General features: G+C 72.7%; 20 protein-coding genes. 18 read left to right on the top strand and 2 right to left on the bottom strand.

All coding sequences use genetic code 11. The features are described 5' to 3' along the window. Positions 1 to 16 precede the first annotated feature (16 nt). The 15 genes from ACWD5Q_RS25855 (at position 17) to der (ending at position 15,953) form a co-directional block, all read left to right on the top strand. Positions 17 to 643 (top strand): NUDIX domain-containing protein, encoded by a 627-nt coding sequence (locus ACWD5Q_RS25855; protein ID WP_451429428.1) that lies wholly within the window; start codon positions 17 to 19, stop codon positions 641 to 643. A 217-nt stretch (positions 644 to 860) separates the two neighbouring features. Then, positions 861 to 2,927, top strand: coding sequence for a tetratricopeptide repeat protein (locus ACWD5Q_RS25850; RefSeq protein ID WP_451429427.1), 2,067 nt, complete (start codon positions 861 to 863; stop codon positions 2,925 to 2,927). A gap of 135 nt (positions 2,928 to 3,062) precedes the next feature. Further along, positions 3,063 to 4,187, top strand: coding sequence for an alanine dehydrogenase (ald, locus tag ACWD5Q_RS25845; protein WP_451429426.1), 1,125 nt, complete (start codon positions 3,063 to 3,065; stop codon positions 4,185 to 4,187). Positions 4,188 to 4,598: 411 nt separating this feature from the next. Then, positions 4,599 to 5,732 (top strand): ParA family protein, encoded by a 1,134-nt coding sequence (locus ACWD5Q_RS25840; protein ID WP_451429425.1) that lies wholly within the window; start codon positions 4,599 to 4,601, stop codon positions 5,730 to 5,732. Beyond that, on the top strand, positions 5,717 to 6,292 hold the full coding sequence (locus tag ACWD5Q_RS25835; RefSeq protein ID WP_451429424.1) for a hypothetical protein: 576 nt from the start codon (positions 5,717 to 5,719) through the stop codon (positions 6,290 to 6,292). Before ACWD5Q_RS25840 ends, ACWD5Q_RS25835 begins: the two co-directional genes overlap by 16 nt. 332 nt (positions 6,293 to 6,624) lie before the next feature. Next, the gene (locus tag ACWD5Q_RS25830; RefSeq protein WP_451429435.1) at positions 6,625 to 7,743 is read left to right on the top strand and encodes a segregation/condensation protein A; all 1,119 of its coding nucleotides are present in this window, start codon (positions 6,625 to 6,627) and stop codon (positions 7,741 to 7,743) included. Further along, positions 7,740 to 8,378: an SMC-Scp complex subunit ScpB gene (scpB, locus tag ACWD5Q_RS25825; protein ID WP_451429423.1), complete on the top strand. Its 639-nt coding sequence runs from the start codon at positions 7,740 to 7,742 to the stop codon at positions 8,376 to 8,378. Before ACWD5Q_RS25830 ends, scpB begins: the two co-directional genes overlap by 4 nt. 33 nt (positions 8,379 to 8,411) lie before the next feature. Then, the gene (locus ACWD5Q_RS25820) at positions 8,412 to 9,482 is read left to right on the top strand and encodes a pseudouridine synthase (RefSeq protein WP_451429422.1); all 1,071 of its coding nucleotides are present in this window, start codon (positions 8,412 to 8,414) and stop codon (positions 9,480 to 9,482) included. A gap of 124 nt (positions 9,483 to 9,606) precedes the next feature. Beyond that, complete coding sequence (locus ACWD5Q_RS25815) at positions 9,607 to 10,326, top strand: NUDIX hydrolase (protein WP_451429421.1); 720 nt, start codon at positions 9,607 to 9,609, stop codon at positions 10,324 to 10,326. Next, on the top strand, positions 10,323 to 11,345 hold the full coding sequence (locus ACWD5Q_RS25810; RefSeq protein ID WP_451429420.1) for an ADP-ribosylglycohydrolase family protein: 1,023 nt from the start codon (positions 10,323 to 10,325) through the stop codon (positions 11,343 to 11,345). Before ACWD5Q_RS25815 ends, ACWD5Q_RS25810 begins: the two co-directional genes overlap by 4 nt. A gap of 137 nt (positions 11,346 to 11,482) precedes the next feature. After that, positions 11,483 to 11,845: a chorismate mutase gene (gene aroH, locus ACWD5Q_RS25805; RefSeq protein WP_451429419.1), complete on the top strand. Its 363-nt coding sequence runs from the start codon at positions 11,483 to 11,485 to the stop codon at positions 11,843 to 11,845. Further along, positions 11,842 to 12,936 (top strand): prephenate dehydrogenase, encoded by a 1,095-nt coding sequence (locus ACWD5Q_RS25800; protein WP_451429418.1) that lies wholly within the window; start codon positions 11,842 to 11,844, stop codon positions 12,934 to 12,936. Before aroH ends, ACWD5Q_RS25800 begins: the two co-directional genes overlap by 4 nt. Positions 12,937 to 13,055: 119 nt before the next feature. Then, positions 13,056 to 13,751, top strand: a complete 696-nt coding sequence (gene cmk, locus ACWD5Q_RS25795; RefSeq protein ID WP_451429417.1) for a (d)CMP kinase — start codon at positions 13,056 to 13,058, stop codon at positions 13,749 to 13,751. Beyond that, a complete protein-coding gene (locus ACWD5Q_RS25790; RefSeq protein ID WP_451429416.1) occupies positions 13,709 to 14,407 on the top strand; it encodes a lysophospholipid acyltransferase family protein in 699 nt (232 codons plus the stop codon). Before cmk ends, ACWD5Q_RS25790 begins: the two co-directional genes overlap by 43 nt. Positions 14,408 to 14,468: 61 nt before the next feature. After that, complete coding sequence (gene der, locus ACWD5Q_RS25785; RefSeq protein ID WP_451429415.1) at positions 14,469 to 15,953, top strand: ribosome biogenesis GTPase Der; 1,485 nt, start codon at positions 14,469 to 14,471, stop codon at positions 15,951 to 15,953. Between the two features lie 70 nt (positions 15,954 to 16,023). Here der and ACWD5Q_RS25780 read toward each other — a convergent pair whose 3' ends face one another. Both ACWD5Q_RS25780 and ACWD5Q_RS25775 read right to left on the bottom strand, forming a co-directional pair. Then, the gene (locus tag ACWD5Q_RS25780; protein ID WP_451429414.1) at positions 16,024 to 16,503 is read right to left on the bottom strand and encodes a hypothetical protein; all 480 of its coding nucleotides are present in this window, start codon (positions 16,501 to 16,503) and stop codon (positions 16,024 to 16,026) included. A gap of 111 nt (positions 16,504 to 16,614) precedes the next feature. Then, positions 16,615 to 17,388 (bottom strand): hypothetical protein, encoded by a 774-nt coding sequence (locus ACWD5Q_RS25775; protein ID WP_451429413.1) that lies wholly within the window; start codon positions 17,386 to 17,388, stop codon positions 16,615 to 16,617. 541 nt (positions 17,389 to 17,929) lie between these two features. Between ACWD5Q_RS25775 and ACWD5Q_RS25770 the strand changes: the two genes are divergently transcribed. From ACWD5Q_RS25770 to ACWD5Q_RS25760, 3 genes are all read left to right on the top strand, one after another. Next, positions 17,930 to 18,616, top strand: coding sequence for a transglycosylase family protein (locus tag ACWD5Q_RS25770; protein WP_451429412.1), 687 nt, complete (start codon positions 17,930 to 17,932; stop codon positions 18,614 to 18,616). A 156-nt stretch (positions 18,617 to 18,772) separates the two neighbouring features. Then, positions 18,773 to 20,020 carry a glycosyltransferase gene (locus ACWD5Q_RS25765; protein ID WP_451429411.1) on the top strand — a complete coding sequence of 416 codons (1,248 nt, stop codon included), beginning with the start codon at positions 18,773 to 18,775 and terminating at the stop codon, positions 20,018 to 20,020. Continuing rightward, complete coding sequence (locus ACWD5Q_RS25760; protein WP_451429410.1) at positions 20,017 to 20,826, top strand: hypothetical protein; 810 nt, start codon at positions 20,017 to 20,019, stop codon at positions 20,824 to 20,826. The genes ACWD5Q_RS25765 and ACWD5Q_RS25760 overlap by 4 nt, the downstream gene beginning before the upstream one ends. The last annotated feature ends 13 nt before the right edge of the window (positions 20,827 to 20,839 follow it).

The raw sequence follows: 20,839 nt of genomic DNA, 5'->3' as shown, positions 1-20,839 counted from the left end.
GGAGGAACAGGGCGACATGACGATCAAGGACACCCCCGAGGAATGGGAGATCCGGGCGAGTGAGACCCCGTTCGCCGGCAAGAAGACCTCCGTCCGCGCCGAGGACGTGGTCATGCCGGACGGCTCGGTCGCCCGCCGCGACTACCAGGTCCACCCGGGATCGGTGGCCGTCGTCGCCCTCGACGACCAGGACCGGTTGCTGGTCATCCGGCAGTACCGCCACCCCGTGCGCCACAAGCTGTGGGAGATCCCGGCCGGCCTGCTGGACGTCCCGGGGGAGAACCCGCTGCACGCCGCCCAGCGCGAGCTGTACGAGGAAGCGCACGTCAAGGCCGAGGACTGGCGTGTGCTGACCGACGTCTACACCTCGCCGGGCGGCTCCGACGAGGCCGTGCGGATCTTCCTGGCCCGCGAGCTGTCCGAGGCCGACGGGCAGCGCTTCGAGGTCGAGGACGAGGAGGCCGACATGGAGCTGGCCCGGATCCCGGTGGACGACGTCGTCCGCGGTGTGCTGGCCGGCGACCTCCACAACACCTGCCTCGCCGTCGGCGTTCTCGCCCTGGTCGCGGCCCGCGGCGGCGCGGGCCTGGACACCCTGCGGCCGGCCGGGGCGCCGTGGCCGGCCCGGCCGTTCGAGGCCTGACACCCGTCCGGGCCGCGCCCTGACACCCCCGCCCCGCGCAGTTCCCAGGCGGGGGATGCCGCCCCCAGAGCGCCGGTCGTACCATCGCCTGATCCGATCGAGGGATATGCCCGCCCCGCTCCGCCGGAATCGTCGCAGAGCGTGAACTAGGCTCTGAGGGACGACCCGCACCAAGACCCGGCGGGCCTGTGTGCGCAGTGGGACGGGAGCGTGGCCCGTGACGGATCAGGCGGTGGCGGCTGACAGCGACGAGCTGTCGAAGGACGCTCGGCGTCCCGCCACCACGGAAGGTCAGTTCCTCGGGCGCACAAGGGAGTTGCGAGAACTCCGTCTCGACATCGAGCGCGCCGGGCTCGACACGATCTCCGGCCGCAAGGCCCCCCGGGCCCGGGTGCTGCTGATCGCGGGACGGCCCGGCTACGGGCGGACCGCGCTCGCCGAGGAACTGGTCCGCCAGGTCGCGCACCGTTACCGGGACGGCGTGCTGCGCGCCCGCCTCGGCGAACCCGACGGCACCCCCGTACCGACCGAGCGCACCGCCCGCGCCCTGCTCACCGGCCTCGGCCTGCCGACCCCGGCCGGCGCCGGCGAGGACGAGCTGGGCCAGGCGGTGCGCGAGGCCCTCGCGGATCGCCGGGTGCTGCTCCTGCTGGACGACGCGGTGGCCGCCGAGCAGGTCGACGCGCTGCTGCCGGACACCCCTCAGTGCCTGGTCGTCGCCGTCTCCGGGGGCCCGCTGACCGGGATCGCCGATGTGCGTCCGTGCACCCTCGGCGGACTGGACACCAAGTCGGCCCTCGACCTGCTCACCCGGTACGCCGGCGAGGTGCGGATCACCGTCGACCCGAGCGCCGCCGAGCGGCTCGTCGAGGAGTGCGCGGGCCACCCCGCCGCGCTCGTCCTCGCCGGCGGCTGGCTCGCCGCCCATCCCCAGGCCGCCGTCGCCGATCTCGCCAAGCAACTGCACACCGCGGGCGAGGAGGGAGCGCCGCCGGCCCGTGTCTTCCGCCTGGCGTACGCGGCACTGCCCGGCGCCACCCGGCGGATGCTGCGGCTGCTCCACCTCGCCCCCGCCGGTCTCGTCGACCCGCACACCGCCTCCGCGCTGGCCGGCTGCTCGGTGGAGACGGCCCGCACCACGCTCGAGGACCTCACCGCCCTCGGCTTCCTGCACGGCGTGGACTCACCCGTGCCGCAGTACGAGGTCCCCGGCTGTCTGCAACCGCTGCTGCGCGCGCTCGCGACGAGCGAGGACCGCCCGGCCGAGCTGCAGCTCGCCCGCGCCCGGATGCTGGAGCGGACCGTACGGCTGCTGCAGTCCTGCCGAGTGATCACCGAGGACAGTCCGCAGGCCCGCGAGAAGCTCGCCGTGCTGCCCCGGGCCCTGCGCTTCTCGACCCCCGGGGCCGCCGAGGAGTGGCTGCGCGTCCGGCTGCCCGCGCTGCTGGGCGCCGCCCGGCTCGCGGTCGCCGACGGCGAGCTGGACACGCTGGCCCGCCGGCTGATGGCCGCGCTGGTCAGGGCCCTGGTCGCGCACTTCGGCACCGAGGCGGCCGCGCCCGAGCTGTATGCCATCCACCAGCTCGTCCTCGATGTCGCCGAGCGCCGCGACCTGCCCCGGGAGCAGGCTGCGGCCCTGCTGAACCTCGCCGACCTGGACGCCCGGACGGGCCGTACGGCCGAGGCGCTGGCCCGCTACCGGGCCGCGCTGGACGCCGGACGGGCGGCGCACGACCCGTATGCGACGGGCCGCGCGATGGAATCCGTAGGCGGCGCCCACCAGGAGCTGGGGGACTACGACCGGGCCGCCGACTGGTACGGCAGGGCCCTCGCCCAGCGGCTCGCCCGCGCCGAGCACGCGGACGCCGCCCGTCTCTACGGCCGCATCGCCACCGCCCACACCTACGCGGGCCGCTACGGCGAGGCGCAGCGCTCCTGGCGGGCGGCGATCGCGGCACACCGCAGAAACGGCGATGTGGCCGCCCATGCCCGGGCGTTGAGCGAGCTGGCCCGTGTCCAGGAGTACGCGGGACGGCCCGAGGAGTCGCTGCGCACCTGCCACGAGGCGGTCGAGTGGGCGCGGCGCGCCGAGGACACGCGGCTGCTGGCGGCGCTGCGGCTCCGGCTGGCCGACACCCTGGAGCGCCTCGGCGATCCGGCGGCGGCGCGTCTGCACCGCGGTGCGGCGGAGCGGATGCTGGGTGAAATCCGCCAGGAGGACCCATCGGCGCCGACACAGGACGTCAATGCCTGCGAAATCCGTAGTACATCCGGTGAAGATTGATGTAATGAAAGGCTAGACAGCGGGAACACCTTCATTAAACTGGCTCTACCGCATGTTCTCCTGCGGTGTCTCCCGGTGTGCTCCTGTGCGTCCGGGTATGTATTGCAACGCCCCACATTCCCTGAGCCAAGGACCGTGATCGACGTGAAGGTCGGCATCCCCCGCGAGGTCAAGAACAACGAGTTCCGGGTGGCCATCACCCCCGCCGGCGTGCACGAGCTGGTGCGCAACGGCCACCAGGTCGTCGTCGAGCGGAACGCCGGTGTCGGCTCCTCGATCCCGGACGACGAGTACATCGCCGCAGGCGCGCAGATCCTTCAGACCGCCGACGAGGTCTGGGCCACCGCCGACCTGCTGCTGAAGGTCAAGGAGCCCGTCGCCGAGGAGTACCACCGTCTCCGCAAGGACCAGATCCTCTTCACCTATCTGCACCTGGCCGCCTCCAGGGAGTGCACGGACGCTCTCCTGGAGTCCGGCACCACGGCCATCGCGTACGAGACGGTCGAGCTGCCGAACCGCGCCCTGCCGCTGCTCGCCCCCATGTCCGAGGTCGCGGGCCGGCTGGCCCCGCAGGTCGGCGCCTACCACCTGATGGCCGCGAGCGGCGGCCGCGGTGTGCTGCCCGGCGGTGTCCCGGGCGTGCCGGCCGGCAAGGCCGTCATCATCGGCGGCGGCGTCTCCGGCTGGAACGCCGCGCAGATCGCCATCGGCCTGGGCTTCCACGTGACCCTGCTCGACCGGGACATCAACAAGCTCAAGGAGGCCGACAAGATCTTCGGTACGAAGATCCAGACCGTCGTCTCCAACGCCTTCGAGCTGGAGAAGGCCTGCCTCGAGGCCGACCTCGTCGTCGGCGCCGTCCTCATCCCGGGTGCCAAGGCCCCGAAGCTGGTCACCAACGAGCTGGTGTCCCGGATGAAGGCCGGAAGTGTCCTTGTCGACATCGCGATCGACCAGGGCGGCTGCTTCGAGGACTCCCGTCCGACCACGCACGCCGAGCCGACCTTCCGGGTTCACGGGTCGGTCTTCTACTGCGTCGCCAACATGCCCGGCGCGGTCCCCAACACCTCCACCTACGCGCTGACCAACGCCACGCTGCCCTACATCGTGGAGCTGGCCAACCGCGGCTGGGTCGAGGCGCTGCGCCGCGACGCCGCGCTGGCCAAGGGCCTCAACACCTATGACGGCAAGGTCGTTTACAAGGAGGTCGCCGAGGCGCACGGCCTCGACTACGTGGAGCTGTCGTCCCTGCTCGACTGAGTCGGGCCGACGGCCGGGTCCGATGACCCGGCGTCCCGGGGGCGATCGGTCAACTCACCTCGTCAACACCGCGCAGCCGGCCGGACCTTGCCCGACAAGGTCCGGCCGGATGTGTGTATGGTCACTTTGCGACACTCGTTCAACTCGCCTCGAACGTAACTCTTCAACCGTTTCGCACACCGGTGAAACCTGGCGAACGGTGCCCGGACGCCCTTGACAGCGGGATGTTTCAATGCCGACACATCGGGCCGGGTCCGGCGGATTGTGTTGCTGCGGACCGCCGACACGCCATAGAGTCGCCAACCGTCGGCATGGTGCCACGCTGACCTGTCTAGAAGTTCCCTGGTCACCAAGGAGGTAAGACGACTTGTGAATGAGTCGACATTTTCTCCCGGGGGTGGTCAACCAGGAATGCCTGCGCGGGGCACGGTCCCCACGGGGCACGAGGCTGTCGGCTCCGTCGCTGTCCGTACCTTCGCAGCCCACCAGAGCCAGAGCCCCCACCTGGTTCCGACAGCACACCAGAGCATGGATGGCCCACACGTGAACGCCATGGCCGGCGGCCCGAGCGGCGAGGTCCACAACAACTTCGCCGCCTACGACGAACTGCCCGAGGGGCACTTCTACGATCCCGACGCCGAATACGAGCCCGACCCCGAGTACGCGGCCACGCTCGCGCCCGACGCGGCCCGCCAGCGCCGCGAGCGCATCGGCCCGACCGGCCGCCCGCTGCCGTACTTCCCGATCCCCGGCCCGCTGACCGACCACGGTCCCGCGAAGATCATCGCGATGTGCAACCAGAAGGGCGGCGTCGGCAAGACGACGTCGACCATCAACCTGGGTGCCGCGCTCGCGGAGTACGGGCGCCGGGTGCTGCTCGTCGACTTCGACCCGCAGGGCGCGCTGTCCGTGGGTCTCGGCGTCAACCCCATGGAGCTCGACCTCACGGTCTACAACCTGCTCATGGAGCGGGGCATGTCCGCGGACGAGGTCCTGCTGAAGACCGCCGTCCCCAACATGGACCTGCTGCCGAGCAACATCGACCTGTCGGCGGCCGAGGTCCAACTGGTGTCGGAGGTCGCGCGCGAGTCGACGCTCCAGCGGGCCCTGAAGCCCCTGCTGCCCGACTACGACTACATCGTGATCGACTGTCAGCCCTCGCTCGGCCTGCTCACCGTCAACGCGCTCACCGCCGCGCACAAGGTGATCGTGCCGCTCGAGTGCGAGTTCTTCGCGCTGCGCGGTGTCGCGCTGCTCACCGAGACCATCGAGAAGGTCCAGGAGCGGCTCAACCCGGAGCTGGAACTCGACGGCATCCTCGCCACGATGTACGACTCCCGGACCGTGCACAGCCGTGAGGTCCTGGCCCGCGTCGTCGAGGCGTTCGACGACCACGTGTACCACACGGTGATCGGCCGGACCGTGCGCTTCCCGGAGACCACGGTCGCCGGCGAGCCGATCACCACGTACGCCTCCAACTCCGTCGGTGCCGCCGCCTACCGCCAGCTCGCCAGGGAGGTGCTCGCCCGGTGTCACGCCGAGTGAGTCTGCCGGGGGCCGACGAACTGTTCCGTACCACCGGGGGAATGGCGCTCCAGGCGTCCACCCCCAGGCGCCAGGCCAACGGCGAGGCCCGGGTGCCGCCTCCCGCGGGCGAGAGCGACGCGACGGCCGCGGCTCAGGACGCGCCGCCTGCGGTGCCCGTACGGGGCGGCGACGGGGAGGGCGACGAGCACGTCGCGGCGGATGCCGCGGAGGCGGAGGCCGGGGAGTCGCGTATGCGCTCGGCGAGCGCCGAGCGGCCCGTGCGGCGGCAGCCCCCGCAGGAAGGTTCTGCCGGTGCCGCCGCGGCCCAGCCGCGCAAGCGGGGGCGTGCCGCCGCACGGCGGCCCAGCGGACGGGAACGGCACGACGAGAAGATCACCGTGTATGTGTCCGCCGAGGAACTGATGGATCTCGAGCACGCGCGGCTCGTGCTCCGGGGCGAGCACGGGCTCGCGGTGGACCGCGGGCGGATCGTGCGCGAGGCGGTCGCCGTGGTGCTGGCCGATCTGGAGTCCCGCGGGGACGCGAGCATCCTCGTACGTCGGCTCCGGGGGCGCTGAGCGGGTAGCCTGCGACGGCTATGACCTCGTACGACGGCTCCGCTCCCGCTTCCGGTTCCGCCGGCTCCGGCGGCCGTCGGCGTGCACTGGGGCGCGGACCGGGCACTTCCCGGGCCCAGCGGCCCGAGCACCCCGCGCACGACGAGAGCACCCGGCCGGGACCCGTCCGCGAGGCCGGGACGGCACCGCCCGCCGTCGTCACCGAGTCCGGTCCCGGCCAGGAGGCCGCGCTCGAAACAGCGACCGGACCGGCCACCGCGTCCCGGGAGGACGGCACCGCGACCGCCGGGCCGGCCGGCCCCGAAGGCGGGCGCCGTCCTCTGTCGACGGCCATGGCGACCGCTGTGAGCCCGGGTGACCCCGAGCGGCCCACGGGACCCGCCGGGGAGCCCGCGGACCCGGCCGAAGGACCCGAGACGGCCCCCGGCCTTCCGGCAGGCCCCGGGACGGCCCCCGGCCTCCCGGCCGGGGCCTTCGGCACCCCCGCGCCCTCCGGCACCGTCACGGGGCCGTCCTCGGACGCCGCAGCCGGTGCGCCGGGCCGGCAGACCCCCGCCGGGGCGGAGACCTCCCCGGGCTCGGTGGCCGTGGCCACGCCGCCGTCCGGGGGCGACACGGCCCTGGCGGGCCCGGAGCCCGGCGACGGTGTCTTCACGGTGCGGCTGGTCAACTTCGAAGGGCCCTTCGACCTTCTCCTCCAGCTGATCTCCAAGCACAAGCTCGACGTCACCGAGGTCGCGCTGTCCAAGGTGACCGACGAGTTCATGGCGCACATCCGGGCCATGGGACCGGACTGGGACCTCGACCAGACGACCGAGTTCCTCGTCGTCGCCGCGACCCTGCTCGATCTCAAGGCGGCACGTCTGCTGCCCGCCGCCGAGGTGGAGGACGAGGCGGACCTCGCACTGCTCGAAGCCCGGGACCTGCTGTTCGCGAGGCTCCTGCAGTACCGCGCCTACAAACAGGTCGCCGAGATCTTCCACGGGCGCACCGAGGACGAGGCCCGGCGCTACCCCCGTACCGTCGGCCTCGAACCCCACCACGCCGAACTGCTGCCCGAGGTCGTCATCAGCATCGGCGCCGAGGGGTTCGCCAGGCTCGCGGTCAAGGCGATGCAGCCCAAGCCCAAGCCGCAGGTGTACGTCGACCACATCCACGCCCCCCTCGTCAGCGTGCAGGAGCAGGCCGGGATCGTCGTGGCGCGCCTGCGGGCGCTGGGGGAGGCCAGCTTCCGTGCGCTCGTCGAGGACACCGACGACACCCTCACGGTCGTCGCCCGCTTCCTCGCACTGCTGGAGCTGTACCGGGAGAAGGCCGTGGCGCTGGAGCAGGAGGCCGCCCTCGGTGACCTGCTGGTGCGCTGGACCGGCGGGGACGGGGACGAGACACCGGTGGTCACGGACGAGTTCGACCGGCCGCCCGAGGAGCCCACGGAGGAGAAGAAGGCGTGAGCGAGGAGACCGCGGAGATTCCCTCCGGCCCGAACACGGTGGCGGGGCTCGACCTCAAGCCCGCCCTGGAGGCCGTGCTCATGGTCGTGGACGAGCCCGCCACCGAGGAACATCTGGCGAAGATCCTGGAGCGGCCCCGGCGGCAGATCGCCGACGCGCTGCGGGAACTCACCGACGAGTACACCGTGCAGGGGCGTGGTTTCGAGCTGCGCTTCGTGGCGGGCGGCTGGCGCTTCTACACCCGCGCCGCCTACGCCCCCGCCGTGGAACGCTTCGTGCTCGACGGCCAGCAGGCCCGGCTCACCCAGGCCGCCCTGGAGACCCTGGCGGTGGTCGCGTACCGCCAGCCGGTCAGCCGCAGCCGCGTCTCGGCGGTCCGCGGAGTGAACTGCGACGGGGTCATGCGCACCCTCCTCCAACGCGGTCTGGTCGAAGAGCGGGGCACGGAACCCGAAACAGGTGCGATCCTGTACAGGACGACGAACTACTTCCTGGAGCGGATGGGCCTGCGCGGCCTGGACGAGCTTCCGGAGCTCGCGCCCTTCCTCCCGGAGGCGGAGGCGATCGAGGCCGAGACCCAGGAGGGCGTTCCGTCGTTCGACCCGGATGCTCCCGATGCTCCGGACGCGGATTGACGATCACACGACGAACACGACGACGGAATTCTGATGCGAAGCAGTGGTAGCGGCAGCGGCAGGAACGGCGGGCGCGGCAACCACCGCGGCGCCGGCAACAACAGGGACGAGAGGCAGGGCCAGGGCCGTCCCCGTAAGCCCCGCCCGGAGGAGCGCCGCTACGACGTGGGTCCGGGCGCCACGCAGGACGGCCCCAAGTCCGGGCGTGGCGGCGCCGCGCGCGGTGGCGCCAAGGGCGGACCCAAGCAGGCCCAGCAGCCCGGCGGCCGAACGGCTCCCGGGAGCTCCCGTGAGTACGAGGCGCGCGCCGAGGAGCGCAACCGCGAGCGGTACGCGGGCAAGAAGGACCTCAAACTGCCCAAGACCTTCCCCGGCGCCGAGCAGGAGGGCGAGCGGCTGCAGAAGGTGCTCGCGCGCGCCGGCTACGGCTCCCGGCGGGCCTGCGAGGAGCTGATCGAGCAGGCCAGGGTCGAGGTCAACGGTGAGATCGTCACCGAGCAGGGCATGCGGGTCGACCCCGAGAAGGACGAGATCCGGGTCGACGGGCTGACCGTGGCCACGCAGTCGTACCAGTTCTTCTCGCTCAACAAGCCGGCCGGTGTCGTCTCCACCATGGAGGACCCGGAGGGGCGCCAGAACCTCGGGGACTACGTCACCAACCGCGAGACCAGGCTCTTCCACGTCGGCCGGCTCGACACCGAGACCGAGGGCGTCATCCTGCTCACCAACCACGGCGAGCTGGCGCACCGGCTGACCCACCCCAAGTACGGCGTCAAGAAGACCTACCTCGCGCACATCGTGGGCCCGATCCCGCGCGACCTGGGTAAGAAGCTCAAGGACGGCATCCAGCTGGAGGACGGGTACGCGCGCGCGGACCACTTCCGGGTGGTCGAGCAGACCGGTAAGAACTACCTGGTCGAGGTGACCCTGCACGAGGGCCGCAAGCACATCGTGCGCCGCATGCTCGCCGAGGCCGGCTTCCCCGTCGACAAGCTCGTGCGCACCGCCTTCGGGCCGATCACCCTCGGCGACCAGAAGTCGGGCTGGCTGCGCCGCCTGTCGAACACCGAGGTCGGCATGCTGATGAAGGAAGTCGACCTCTAAAGGCGCTCGTCACGCCTCTGGCGTCACCGGAGCGGCCGGTTCCCGTTGTGTGGGAGCCGGCCGCTTCCTTGTGCTCCGTCACTGTCCCTGTTTATAGTCATTATGACTATTAAGGGGGTGGGTCGTGCGGGGTGACGACAAGCACGCCTACGAGCCCTTCGCCGTCACCGTCGACCTCGCCGTCCTCACCCTCCGCGCGGGCGCGCTCAACGCCCTGCTCGTCGAGCGCGGACAGGAGCCCTACGCGGGCCGCTGGGCGCTCCCCGGCGGCTTTGTGCGTCCCGAGGAGTCCGCGGAGGACGCGGCCCGGCGGGAACTCGCCGAGGAGGCCGGTCTGGCGGATGTCGCAAGGCTCCACCTGGAGCAGGTGCGGACCTACAGCGACCCCGGCCGCGACCCCCGGATGCGGGTCGTCTCCATCGCCTTCGCCGCCCTGCTGCCCGGCCTTCCCGCGCCGCACGGCGGCGGCGACGCGGCACAGGCGCGCTGGCTGCCGTACCCCGGCCCGGGGCCGCTCGCCTTCGACCACGACCGCATCCTCGCCGACGCCCACGACCGCGTCGGCGCCAAGCTCGAGTACACCCCCCTCGCCACGGCCTTCTGCCCGCCCGAGTTCACCCTCGGCGAACTGCGGCAGGTCTACGAGACCGTGTGGGGCACCGCCCTGGACCGGCCCAACTTCCGGCGCAAGGTCCTCGCCAGCCCCGGCTTCGTCGAACCGGTCCCGGGCGCCGCCCGGCTGACCGGCGGCCGCGGCAAGCCCGCCGCGCTCTACCGCGCGGGCGGCGCCAGTGCCCTCCACCCGCCCCTGCTCCGCCCCGCCACGGAAGGACGTCCCTCATGACCACCACGGCCCACTCCAGGACCGCCGCCACCGGATCCCTGCTCGGTCTCGCCCTCGGCGACGCGCTCGGCTTCCCGACCGAGTTCCTTGACGTGCCGTCGATCCTGGCCACCTTCGGGCCGTGGCGGGAGCGGGAGCTGCCGAGCCCGGCCCTCGTCACCGACGACACTCAGATGACCCTGGCGCTCGGGCGCGGGCTGCGCACGGTCATGGACCGCGGGGTCCTGGAGCCGGAGCCGATGGAACGGCCGGTGCGCGAGGAGTTCGTCGCCTGGTACCACTCCCCGGAGAACAGCCGGGCACCCGGCCGGACCTGCCTGGCCGCCTGCCGCCTCCTGGACGACGGGAACCGGCCCTGGCAGCAGGCCAGCCAGATCGACTCCAAGGGCAGCGGGGCCAACATGCGGGTGGCGCCGGTCGGGCTCATACGGGGGCTGAGCGAGGAACAGCGGGCCGGCGCCGCCCAGTTGCAGGCCGCGCTCACCCACGGCCACCCCACGGCGCTCGCGGCCTCGGACCTGACCGCCCACGCGCTCCACCTCCTGGTGCAGGGCACCGAGCCGGCGGACCTGGTGGGACTGCTGCGGTCGTACGCGCGGGAGAACCGCAGCCGCTACCACGAGCCGTGGCTCGGCGATCTGTGGACCCGCGCCCAGGACGCGACCCCGGAGCACTTCATCGCGCGCGGCTGGGACGAGTGCCTGGAGATCCTCGAACGCCTCCAGGCCGCCGTGCCGACCGTGTCGCCCGAGACCGACCCGTGTCTGGCGACCGGTCCGGGGTGGATCGCGGAGGAGGCCCTCGCCACCGGCCTGCTGTGCTTCCTGCTCTTCCCCGAGGAGCCCGTCACCGCCCTGCGCCGGGCCGCCTGCTCCTCCGGCGACTCCGACTCGATCGCCTGCCTGACGGGCGCCTTCGCGGGCGCCCACCTGGGCGTCGAGGTCTGGCCGCGGCCGTGGGTGGACCGCATCGAGTACGGGGGCGAGCTGCAGACGCTCGGGGCGCTCTGGGACCTGTGAGCGGCCCGGACGGGACGCCGTCCGCGGGCGGAGGAACCCGCGACGGCGTCCCGCCCGGCGGGCGGCGCGCATCCCCGCCTCGCGGGCTGACTACGCTGGTGGCCAGACATTGCCGAACATCAGCGAGGAGCATCACCGTGCCGGTACGAGCGGTCCGGGGCGCCGTCCAACTCGAACGGGACGAGGCCGGGCACATGGGTGAGCAGGTCGGGGCCCTGCTCACGGCCATCCTGGAACGCAACGGCCTCACCGCGGACGACCTGATCAGCATCTGGTTCACGGCGACGCCCGATCTGCACAGCGACTTCCCGGCGGCCGCCGCCCGGGGGCTCGGCATCGTCGACGTACCGCTGATCTGCGCCCAGGAACTGGACATCGAGGGCGCGATGCCCCGAGTCGTCCGCATCCTCGCGCATATCGAGTCCGACCGCCCGCGCGCCGGCATCGCCCATGTCTACCTCGGCGCCGCGGCCGCCCTCCGCAAGGACATCGCCCAGTGAGAACCGCACTCGTCATCGGTACGGGGCTGATCGGCACCTCCGCCGCCCTGGCGCTCGCCGCGCGCGGGGTCACGGTGCACCTCGCCGACCACGACCCCGAGCAGGCCCGTACGGCCGCCGCGCTCGGCGCCGGCACCGACGAGGCGCCCGAGGGACCCGTCGACCTGGTGATCGTCGCGGCGCCGCCCGCGCACGTGGCCGCAGCGCTCGCCGACGCCATGCGGCGCGGCCTGGGCCGCGGCTACATCGACGTGGCCAGCGTCAAGGGCGGTCCGCGCCGCGAACTGGAGGCCCTGGGCATCGATCCGGCCGTCCTGGCACGCTACATCGGCACCCACCCCATGTCGGGCCGTGAGAAGTCCGGCCCGCTGGCGGCCAGCGGCGACCTCTTCGAGGGCCGGCCCTGGGTGCTCACGCCGACCCGCGACACCGACACCGAGGTGCTGAACCTCGCCCTGGAGCTGGTCTCGCACTGCCGTGCCGTGCCGGTCGTGATGGACGCCGACGCCCACGACCGGGCCGTGGCGCTGGTCTCGCACATGCCGCACCTGGTCGCCGGCATGGTGGCCGCGCGCCTGGAGCACGCGGACGAGGCGGCCGTACGGCTGTCCGGGCAGGGCATCCGGGACGTGACCCGGATCGCGGCCTCCGACCCGGGCATGTGGATCGACATCCTGTCCGCGAACCCGGGCCCGGTGGCCGATCTGCTCTCGGAGTTCTCCGCGGACCTCGACGAGACCGTACGGGCCCTGCGCTCTCTGCAGGCCTCCGACGCGGCCAAGCGGCGCGAGGGCGCCCAGGGCATCGAGGACGTGCTCCGCCGCGGCAACGCGGGCCGGGCCCGGGTGCCCGGCAAGCACGGCAGCGCCCCGCGGGCGTACGAGACCGTCGCCGTCCTCATCTCCGACCAGCCCGGCCAGCTGGCCCGCATCTTCGCCGACGCGGGCATGGCGGGGATCAACATCGAGGACGTCCGCATCGAGCACGCGACGGGGCAGCAGGCGGGCCTGGTCCAGCTCATGGTGGAGCAGAAGGCGGCCCCGGCGCTGAGCGCGGCACTGCGGGAGCGGGGCTGGACGATCCGCCAGTAGGGCGACGGGCGGTCCCGCGGTCCGTCCGTCATAGCCGGTCCGGCGAGCCAGTAACCTTGTGCGGGGCGCCCTCGCGTCCCGCCCACACCACCACCCCGCACCAGGAAGGTGTCCCCACCGTGGAAAACGGCGCCGCCCGGACCGCCCCGGCAGTGATTGTCGCCATCGACGGCCCCTCCGGCACGGGCAAGTCCAGCACCTCGAAGGCCGTGGCCGCGCAGCTCGGCCTGAGCTATCTGGACACCGGCGCCCAGTACCGGGCGATCACGTGGTGGATGGTGAGCAACGGCATCGACATAACGGACCCCACCGCCATCGCGGCCGTGGCGGGCAAGCCGGAGATCGTCTCCGGCACCGACCCGTCGGCGCCCACCATCACCGTGGACGGCACCGACGTCTCCGGCCCGATCCGCACCCAGGAGGTCACCTCCAGGGTCAGCGCGGTCAGCGCGGTGCCGGAGGTGCGGGCCCGGATCACCGAGCTGCAGCGTTCGCTCGCCGCCCTCGCGCCGACCGGAATCGTCGTCGAGGGCCGTGACATCGGCACCACCGTGCTGCCGGACGCCGACCTGAAGATCTTCCTCACCGCCTCCCCGGAGGCGCGTGCCGCCCGCCGCAGCGGCGAGCTGAAGGGCGCCGACCTGCACTCCACCCGCGAGGCGCTGATCAAGCGGGACGCCGCCGACTCCAGCCGCAAGACCTCCCCGCTCGCGAAGGCGGACGACGCCGTCGAGGTGGACACCACCGACCTCACCCTTCAGCAGGTCATCGAGTGTGTCGTGACCCTCGTCGAGGAGAAGCGGGCGGCGAAGTGACCGGGGCTCCGTCCGAGCGGGGCGCCGAACTGGGGCGGCTCATCGGCGTCCCCCTGATGTACGGGCTGTTCAAGCCGCGGGTCCTCGGTGCCTGGAAGGTTCCCGCGACCGGCCCGGTGATCTTCGCGGTCAACCACTCCCACAACGTCGACGGCCCGATGGTCATGGGCGTGGCGCCCCGGCCGACGCACTTCCTGATCAAGAAGGAGGCGTTCGTCGGCCCGCTGGACCCGTTTCTGACCGGGATCGGCCAGGTGAAGGTGGACCGTACGACCGCCGACCGCACGGCCGTCACCCAGGCGCTCGGCGTGCTCGAGGACGGAGGCGTCCTCGGGATCTTCCCGGAGGGCACCCGTGGCGGGGGCGACTTCGCCTCGCTGCGCGCCGGACTCGCCTACTTCGCGGTCCGCAGCGGGGCGCCGATCGTGCCGGTGGTCGTGCTGGGAAGCGCCGAGCGGCGCGGACGGTGGGTCAAAGGACTGCCTCCGCTGCGCAGCCGGATAGACGTCGTCTTCGGTGACCCGTTCCAGGCGGGTGACGGCAGCGGGCGGCGTACGCGCAAGGCGCTGGACGAGGCGACCGTGCGCATCCAGGAGCGGCTCACCGAGCACCTGGAAAACGCCAGGCGCCTCACCGGGCGCGAGAGCGACACTTGAGTAGTGGATCACCGTAGGCGCGGTGTCCACCGATCACCACGATGAACGAGGTACGGACTTCATGAACGACGACATCCAGCCCGAGGGCTCGGCCGAGCACGAGTACGACCACGGGGCGCTCGGCGACGCCGAGTACGCGGAGTTCATGGAGCTCGCCGCGGAAGAGGGCTTCGACGTCGAGGACGTCGAGGGCGCCATCGAGGAGGCCGGACACGGCCCGCTGCCCGTGCTCGCCGTCGTCGGCCGCCCCAATGTCGGCAAGTCGACCCTGGTCAACCGCATCATCGGCCGCCGTGAGGCGGTCGTGGAGGACAAGCCCGGCGTCACCCGCGACCGTGTCACCTACGAGGCCGAGTGGGCGGGCCGCCGCTTCAAGGTCGTCGACACCGGCGGCTGGGAGCAGGACGTCCTCGGCATCGACGCCTCCGTGGCGGCCCAGGCGGAGTACGCGATCGAGGCGGCCGACGCGGTCGTCTTCGTCGTCGACGCCAAGGTCGGCGCCACCGACACCGACGAGGCGGTCGTGCGCCTGCTGCGCAAGGCCGGCAAGCCCGTGGTGCTCTGCGCCAACAAGGTCGACGGCCCGAGCGGCGAGGCCGACGCGGCGTACCTGTGGAACCTCGGCCTCGGCGAGCCCCACCCCGTCTCCGCCCTCCACGGCCGCGGCACCGGCGACATGCTGGACGCCGTCCTCGAGGCCCTGCCCGAGGCGCCCGCCCAGACATTCGGCAACGGCGGGGTCGGCGGGCCGCGCCGCGTCGCCCTGATCGGCCGCCCGAACGTCGGCAAGTCCTCGCTGCTGAACAAGGTCGCGCGCGAGGAGCGCGTGGTGGTCAACGAGCAGGCAGGCACCACCCGCGACCCGGTCGACGAGCTGATCGAACTCGGCGGCAAGACCTGGAAGTTCGTCGACACGGCCGGTATCCGCAAGCGGGTTCACCTCCAGCAGGGCGCGGACTACTACGCCTCGCTGCGCACCGCGGCCGCGGTCGAGAAGGCCGAGGTCGCCGTCGTGCTGATCGACGCCACCGAGAGCATCTCGGTCCAGGACCAGCGCATCGTCACCATGGCGGTGGAGGCGGGCCGCGCGCTCGTCCTCGCCTACAACAAGTGGGACACCCTGGACGAGGAGCGCCGCTACTACCTGGAGCGGGAGATCGAGACCGAGCTGGGCCAGGTCGCCTGGGCGCCGCGGGTGAACGTCTCCGCGCGCACCGGACGCCATATGGAGAAGCTGGTCCCGGCGATCGAGACCGCGCTGGCGGGCTGGGAGACCCGTGTTCCGACGGGCCGGCTCAACGCCTTCCTCGGAGAGCTGGTCGCCGCGCACCCGCACCCGGTCCGCGGCGGCAAGCAGCCGCGCATCCTCTTCGGCACTCAGGCGGGCACCAAGCCCCCGCGGTTCGTGCTCTTCGCCTCCGGCTTCATCGAGGCCGGCTACCGCCGGTTCATCGAGCGCCGGCTGCGCGAGGAGTTCGGCTTCGACGGGTCGCCGATCCATATCTCCGTCCGCGTCCGGGAGAAGCGCGGCAGCAAGAAGAAGTGAGGCGACAGAGCCGATAGGCGACATACGAGAAGGGGCGGCCTGACGGAGGCCGCCCCTTCTCGTATGTCGCTCACAGCCCTCTGCGCGGTGCCGGCGGCAGCGCCGGGACGGGGTGCATGCCCCGGGCCTGCCGCGCGACCTGCTCCCAGACGGTGTTCGCCGTGGCCGAGTGGCCGTGCTGGGCGGTCAGATGACCGGTGGCGTGCTGGGGGGTCCCGTGGTGTGTGCCGTAGGTTCCCGTGCCGTACGTCCCCGTGCCGTACGTCCCGATGCCGTACGAGCCCGTGTCGTGCGGGGAGCTGGAGAAGGCGACGAAGCCCAGATCCTCCTCGCCGCTGCGGTCGCCCGGGCAGGCCCGGAAGGCCCGGACGTACTCGGCGCAGAGCTCGTCGTAGATCGGCGTGGTCGAGGAGCCGGCCGAAGGGTCCTGAGCCGCTCGCCCGGAGGGGATCGGCTGATAGGACTGGCGGCGGGGGACGTCATATGCGTGCACGTAGGTGCCAACGACCCCGCCGCTCAAGGGATGCGGTCGCTTGGTCCGGTTCGTCATGGTCTGCCTCCCGAGGGCGCGGTGCGCCGCTCCGGGCGCGGGGCCGTGACGGGCGCGGGGAACCGTGCGAGAGCCGCGGCCGGCCCCGCGCCCGGTGGACGGACCTGTGCCTCAGATTCCCGCGAGGGGCAGGGCGGCGGCGACGAGCTTCCCGTTCGCCGCCGCCTTGTCCAGGGCGTCCCGCAGCAGGTCCTCCCGCGGCTGGCGGCCGATCGAGCCCACCGGTGCCGCGAACATCAGCACCTGCTGGTGCTTGTTGGCGGCCGCCCGCCAGCCGTCGGTGACCTGGAGCGGCTGGTGCGCCTGCCACCAGGCGACCGGCTGCCCGCCGTTGCCGCCGGGCTGCAGGACCGCGTGCAGCTGGCCCATGGCGAGCAGCACCGACCAGCCGTGCAGCACGGGCGGCACCGAGGCGATCTCGGTGAGCGGCAGGAAGCCCTGTTCGACGAGCAGGGGCAGGAAGTCGTCGCCGAATCCGGTGCCTCCGGGGCGCACGATCGGCGCGGTCGGCTCCACGACGAGCGCCGGGTGCAACTCCCCGGCGATCAGGACGAGTCCGCTGGTGATGCCCAGCACCGCCTGCTCGGGGGCGCCCTGGACACCTCCTGTGTCGGCGGTGATGGAGCGGACGGCGCCCTGCAACTGCTCCTCCGTGACCTGGACGACCTGGGAGGGCAGGCAGGTGGCATGGGCGAAGGCGAGAACGGCGGTCTCCTCGCCGATGAACAGGACGGTGCTGGTGCGCTCCTGATCGGAGTCGCCCGGGGTGCGGCAGGACGTGCAGTCGTAACTGCCCGGGGCGTTCTCTCCGGCGAGCAGCCGGTCGGCTTCTTCGTCGCCGATCTCGGCGCGTACGGCGTCGCTGACGTCGAGCATGCGCGGCACGGGTGGCTCCCTCGGGATGCGGTGCGTGACAGTGCCGGGTGGCTCCCGGCCCATGAGCACGGGGGTCCCCGGCTCATGAAGAAGACAACGGGCGATCTGTGGCCGGAGTCACGCACGGGGGCGAACGGAATCGAACCATCCGATGCGCAGGGTGAAGGACCGGGCGGAATAAGTTACTCCGTGTTAACTTCCCGGCTGAACAAGCGAGTTGGTTGCGTGAAGTGAGTCACCGGCATCGGGGGCGAGTGGCCGAAAAATCCTGAAATGAGGGAATGAAAGGGTTGGCCGGAAATCGGCGATACCCCCGGTAACGGCGAACTGGCCTGCAATGACATGGAGTTGGTTGATTTCGGGTGTCCCACCTCTTTACATTCCTTCGCCGTGTGCAACGAGCACCGTCCGGGTACGTCCACCGGTCGCGCCGCACAGCCGGCGCGCAGCACCATCCACCGGTGGACGGGACGGCGCGCGACGACCGCGCTCCCTGCGCGGCCGACGTGCTCCGCCTTGGGGGATCCCGGGTATGTGGAGAGGGAATTACATGTCTGAATGTGCCGATAGCACCCGTAAGGCCCGTACGACCCGTACGACGGTGGTCCTCGCCGGAGCGGCCCTGCTCGCCCCGCTCGGACTGCTCGCCGCGACCGGCAACGCCGCTGCGGCCGACGGGGGAGTGTGGGACCGTATCGCCCAGTGCGAGAGCGGCGGGAACTGGCACATCAACACCGGCAACGGCTACTACGGAGGACTGCAGTTCTCCGCCGGCACCTGGCGCGCGTACGGCGGCACCGCCTACGCCCCGACCGCCGACCAGGCCTCCAAGGGGGCCCAGATCGCCGTCGCCACCAAGGTCCAGCACGCGCAGGGCTGGGGCGCATGGCCCGTCTGCTCCGTGCATGCCGGAGCGAGCGGAACCGCGCCCGCCGCCTCGGGCGTGACGGCGGCCACCCACGCGTCCCCGAGCAGCGCGCACGTGTCGCACCCGGCCTCGGGGTCCACCACCACCAAGTCCGCCCCGTCGAAGCAGTCGTCGAAGGCGCCGGAGCGCTCGACGGGACACACCGGTCGCGGGACGGCCCGCGGCGACTACACCGTCCGCAGCGGCGACACCCTCAGCGGCATCGCCGAGCGGCACGGAACCACCTGGCAGCGGCTCTACACGCGCAACAAGGCGGTCATCGGCGGTGACCCCGACCTGATCGTGCCGGGGCAGCGGCTCGCCCTCTGACCGACTCGGCTCCCGGGCCCCGACGTCCCTGACGGCGACGTCGGGGCCCGTGGCGTGCGGGCCCCGACCGGGACCGCGGAGCCCCGGGCCCGCCCGTCCGTGGCAGGCTGGGACAATGCCGGGGCCGAGCGGTACGGACAAGGAATCCGGGGACGCATGCACATTTCCTTCCTGATACACAACGCCTACGGGATCGGAGGGACGAACCGCACGACGTACAACCTCGCCGGCGCGCTGGCCGAGCACCACGACGTGGAGATCGTCTCGGTCTTCCGCCACCGCGAGGAACCCGTCTTCGCGCCCGACCCCCGCGTCCGGCTGCGCCACCTGGTCGATCTGCGTGCGGACGGTCCCGACCACGGCCACCCCGAACTGGCACGGCCCGCGCGGGTCTTCCCGCGCGCGGAGGGCCGCTACCGGCAGTACAGCCTCCTGTCCGACCGCCGCATCGGTGAGCACCTCGCGTCCACCGAGGCAGACGTGGTGGTGGCCACCCGCCCCGGCCTCAACGTGCACCTCGCCCGCCAGACCCGGCGCGGCCCGCTCCGCGTCGGCCAGGAGCACCTCACCCTGGACAGCCACTCCAATGCCCTGCGCGCGGTCCTGCGCGGTGCCTACCCGAGCCTGGACGTCCTCACCACGACCACCGAGGCCGACGCCGGTGCCTACCGTGCCCGGATGCGGCTGCCGGGCGTCCGGATCGAGGCCCTGCCCAACCCGGTGCCCGCCCCGGCCCTCGCCCCCGCCGACGGCACCGCCAAGTGGGTCGTGGCGGCCGGGCGGCTCGCCCCCGTCAAGCGCTACGACCTGCTCGTCACCGCCTTCGACCGGGTGCGCGCCGAGCGGCCCGACTGGCGGCTGCGCATCTACGGCGGCGGCGAGCAGAAGGAGGAACTGCGCGCCCTCGTCGACCGCCTCGGCCTGTACAACCACGTCTACCTCATGGGACCCGCCCACCCCCTCGAGCCCGAGTGGGCCAAGGGCTCCCTCGCCGCCGTCACCTCCCGCACGGAGTCCTTCGGCATGACGATCGTCGAGGCCATGCGCTGCGGACTGCCCGTGGTCTCCACCGACTGCCCGCACGGGCCCCGCGAGATCATCCACGACGGCGTCGACGGACGCCTCGTCGAGTCCGGCAGCGCCGACGCCGTCGCCGCCGGACTGCTGGAGCTGATCAACGACGACGCCCTGCGGCAGCGGATGGCGGCCGCGGCCCTGCACGCCTCCGCGCGCTTCGACCCGTCCCGCCTCGCCGAACGCTACACATCCCTGTTCACCGGCACCGCCCCGCACGGCAGCCGGCTGCGCGGCTCGCTGCACCGCACCCGGGCGGCCCTGCTCGGCGGTGCCCGGACCGCCCGCGACGCCGGGCGCGGCGTACTGAGAAGGGGGCGCCCCGCATGATGACCGAGACCCCGCGGCACGGACACTCCGCCACACCTCTGCGGGCCGACTGTGTCGCCGACGGCGCGGGCGGGCTGACCTTCGACATCGCCGGCACCGGCGCGACGGGCCCCGCCCATCTGGTGCTGCGCCGCCGCGACGGCGAGGAGACCGCGCTGCCGCTGGCCCCGGCCGGGACGGGCCGGCTGCGCGCCGCCCTGCCCAGCGGCGTCGATCTGCCCGAGGGCCGCTGGGACGCCTCCGCACGGTTCGCCGACGGGGAGCCGAGCCGCCTGGCCCCCGGCGTCAACGACCTGCGCTCCCTGGTGGACCGTGCGCCCGGCGACACGGCGACCCGGATCGCCGTCCGCATCCCCTACACGGCCAAGGACGGCACCCTCGCCGTCCGTAGCTGGCTGCGCGCCCCGCACGCCGAGGCGGGCGACCTCCGCATCGGCGAGGGCGAGCTGCGGGTGAGCGGCCGGGTGTACGGCACCGGGCTCGCGCCGGGCGCCTACGCCGAGGTCCGCGAGCGGGGCGGCCCGCGGTCCGTGGTGCGCGCCGACGTCACCGCGCGGGAGGCGGAGTTCGGCTTCACCGTGCCCTACGCGCCGCTCGGCCCCGGCATCTGGGACCTGTGGCTGCGCCCGGGCGGGGCGGCGGGGCCGCGGGTGCGGATCGCCCGGCTGCTCGACGACGTCGCGGACAAGAAGCCGGTCTTCCGCTATCCGAAGGCCGCTGTGCGGGCGGAGCACGGCGAGGTGCAGGCCTGGCCGTACTACACGGTCGACAACGACCTGTCGGTGACCGTGAGCGCGGTGGGCTGACCCTCCGCGCGGA

This window comes from Streptomyces sp. NPDC002513 (assembly GCF_053595355.1).
The sequence above is the reverse complement of the archived record's forward strand: the minus strand, read 5'-3'. Positions and strand labels throughout refer to the sequence as shown.

What these genes read in the sequence shown, in the direction of transcription:
- der (WP_451429415.1), top strand. Translation starts at nt 14,469, where the DNA reads ATGAACGACGACATCCAGCCCGAGGGCTCGGCCGAGCACGAGTACGAC.
- ACWD5Q_RS25830 (WP_451429435.1), top strand. Translation starts at nt 6,625, where the DNA reads ATGGCGACCGCTGTGAGCCCGGGTGACCCCGAGCGGCCCACGGGACCC.
- ACWD5Q_RS25840 (WP_451429425.1), top strand. Translation starts at nt 4,599, where the DNA reads ATGCCTGCGCGGGGCACGGTCCCCACGGGGCACGAGGCTGTCGGCTCC.
- ACWD5Q_RS25855 (WP_451429428.1), top strand. Translation starts at nt 17, where the DNA reads ATGACGATCAAGGACACCCCCGAGGAATGGGAGATCCGGGCGAGTGAG.
- ACWD5Q_RS25760 (WP_451429410.1), top strand. Translation starts at nt 20,017, where the DNA reads ATGATGACCGAGACCCCGCGGCACGGACACTCCGCCACACCTCTGCGG.
- ACWD5Q_RS25810 (WP_451429420.1), top strand. Translation starts at nt 10,323, where the DNA reads ATGACCACCACGGCCCACTCCAGGACCGCCGCCACCGGATCCCTGCTC.
- ACWD5Q_RS25780 (WP_451429414.1), bottom strand. Translation starts at nt 16,503, where the DNA reads ATGACGAACCGGACCAAGCGACCGCATCCCTTGAGCGGCGGGGTCGTT.
- ACWD5Q_RS25820 (WP_451429422.1), top strand. Translation starts at nt 8,412, where the DNA reads ATGCGAAGCAGTGGTAGCGGCAGCGGCAGGAACGGCGGGCGCGGCAAC.
- ACWD5Q_RS25765 (WP_451429411.1), top strand. Translation starts at nt 18,773, where the DNA reads ATGCACATTTCCTTCCTGATACACAACGCCTACGGGATCGGAGGGACG.
- ACWD5Q_RS25770 (WP_451429412.1), top strand. Translation starts at nt 17,930, where the DNA reads ATGTCTGAATGTGCCGATAGCACCCGTAAGGCCCGTACGACCCGTACG.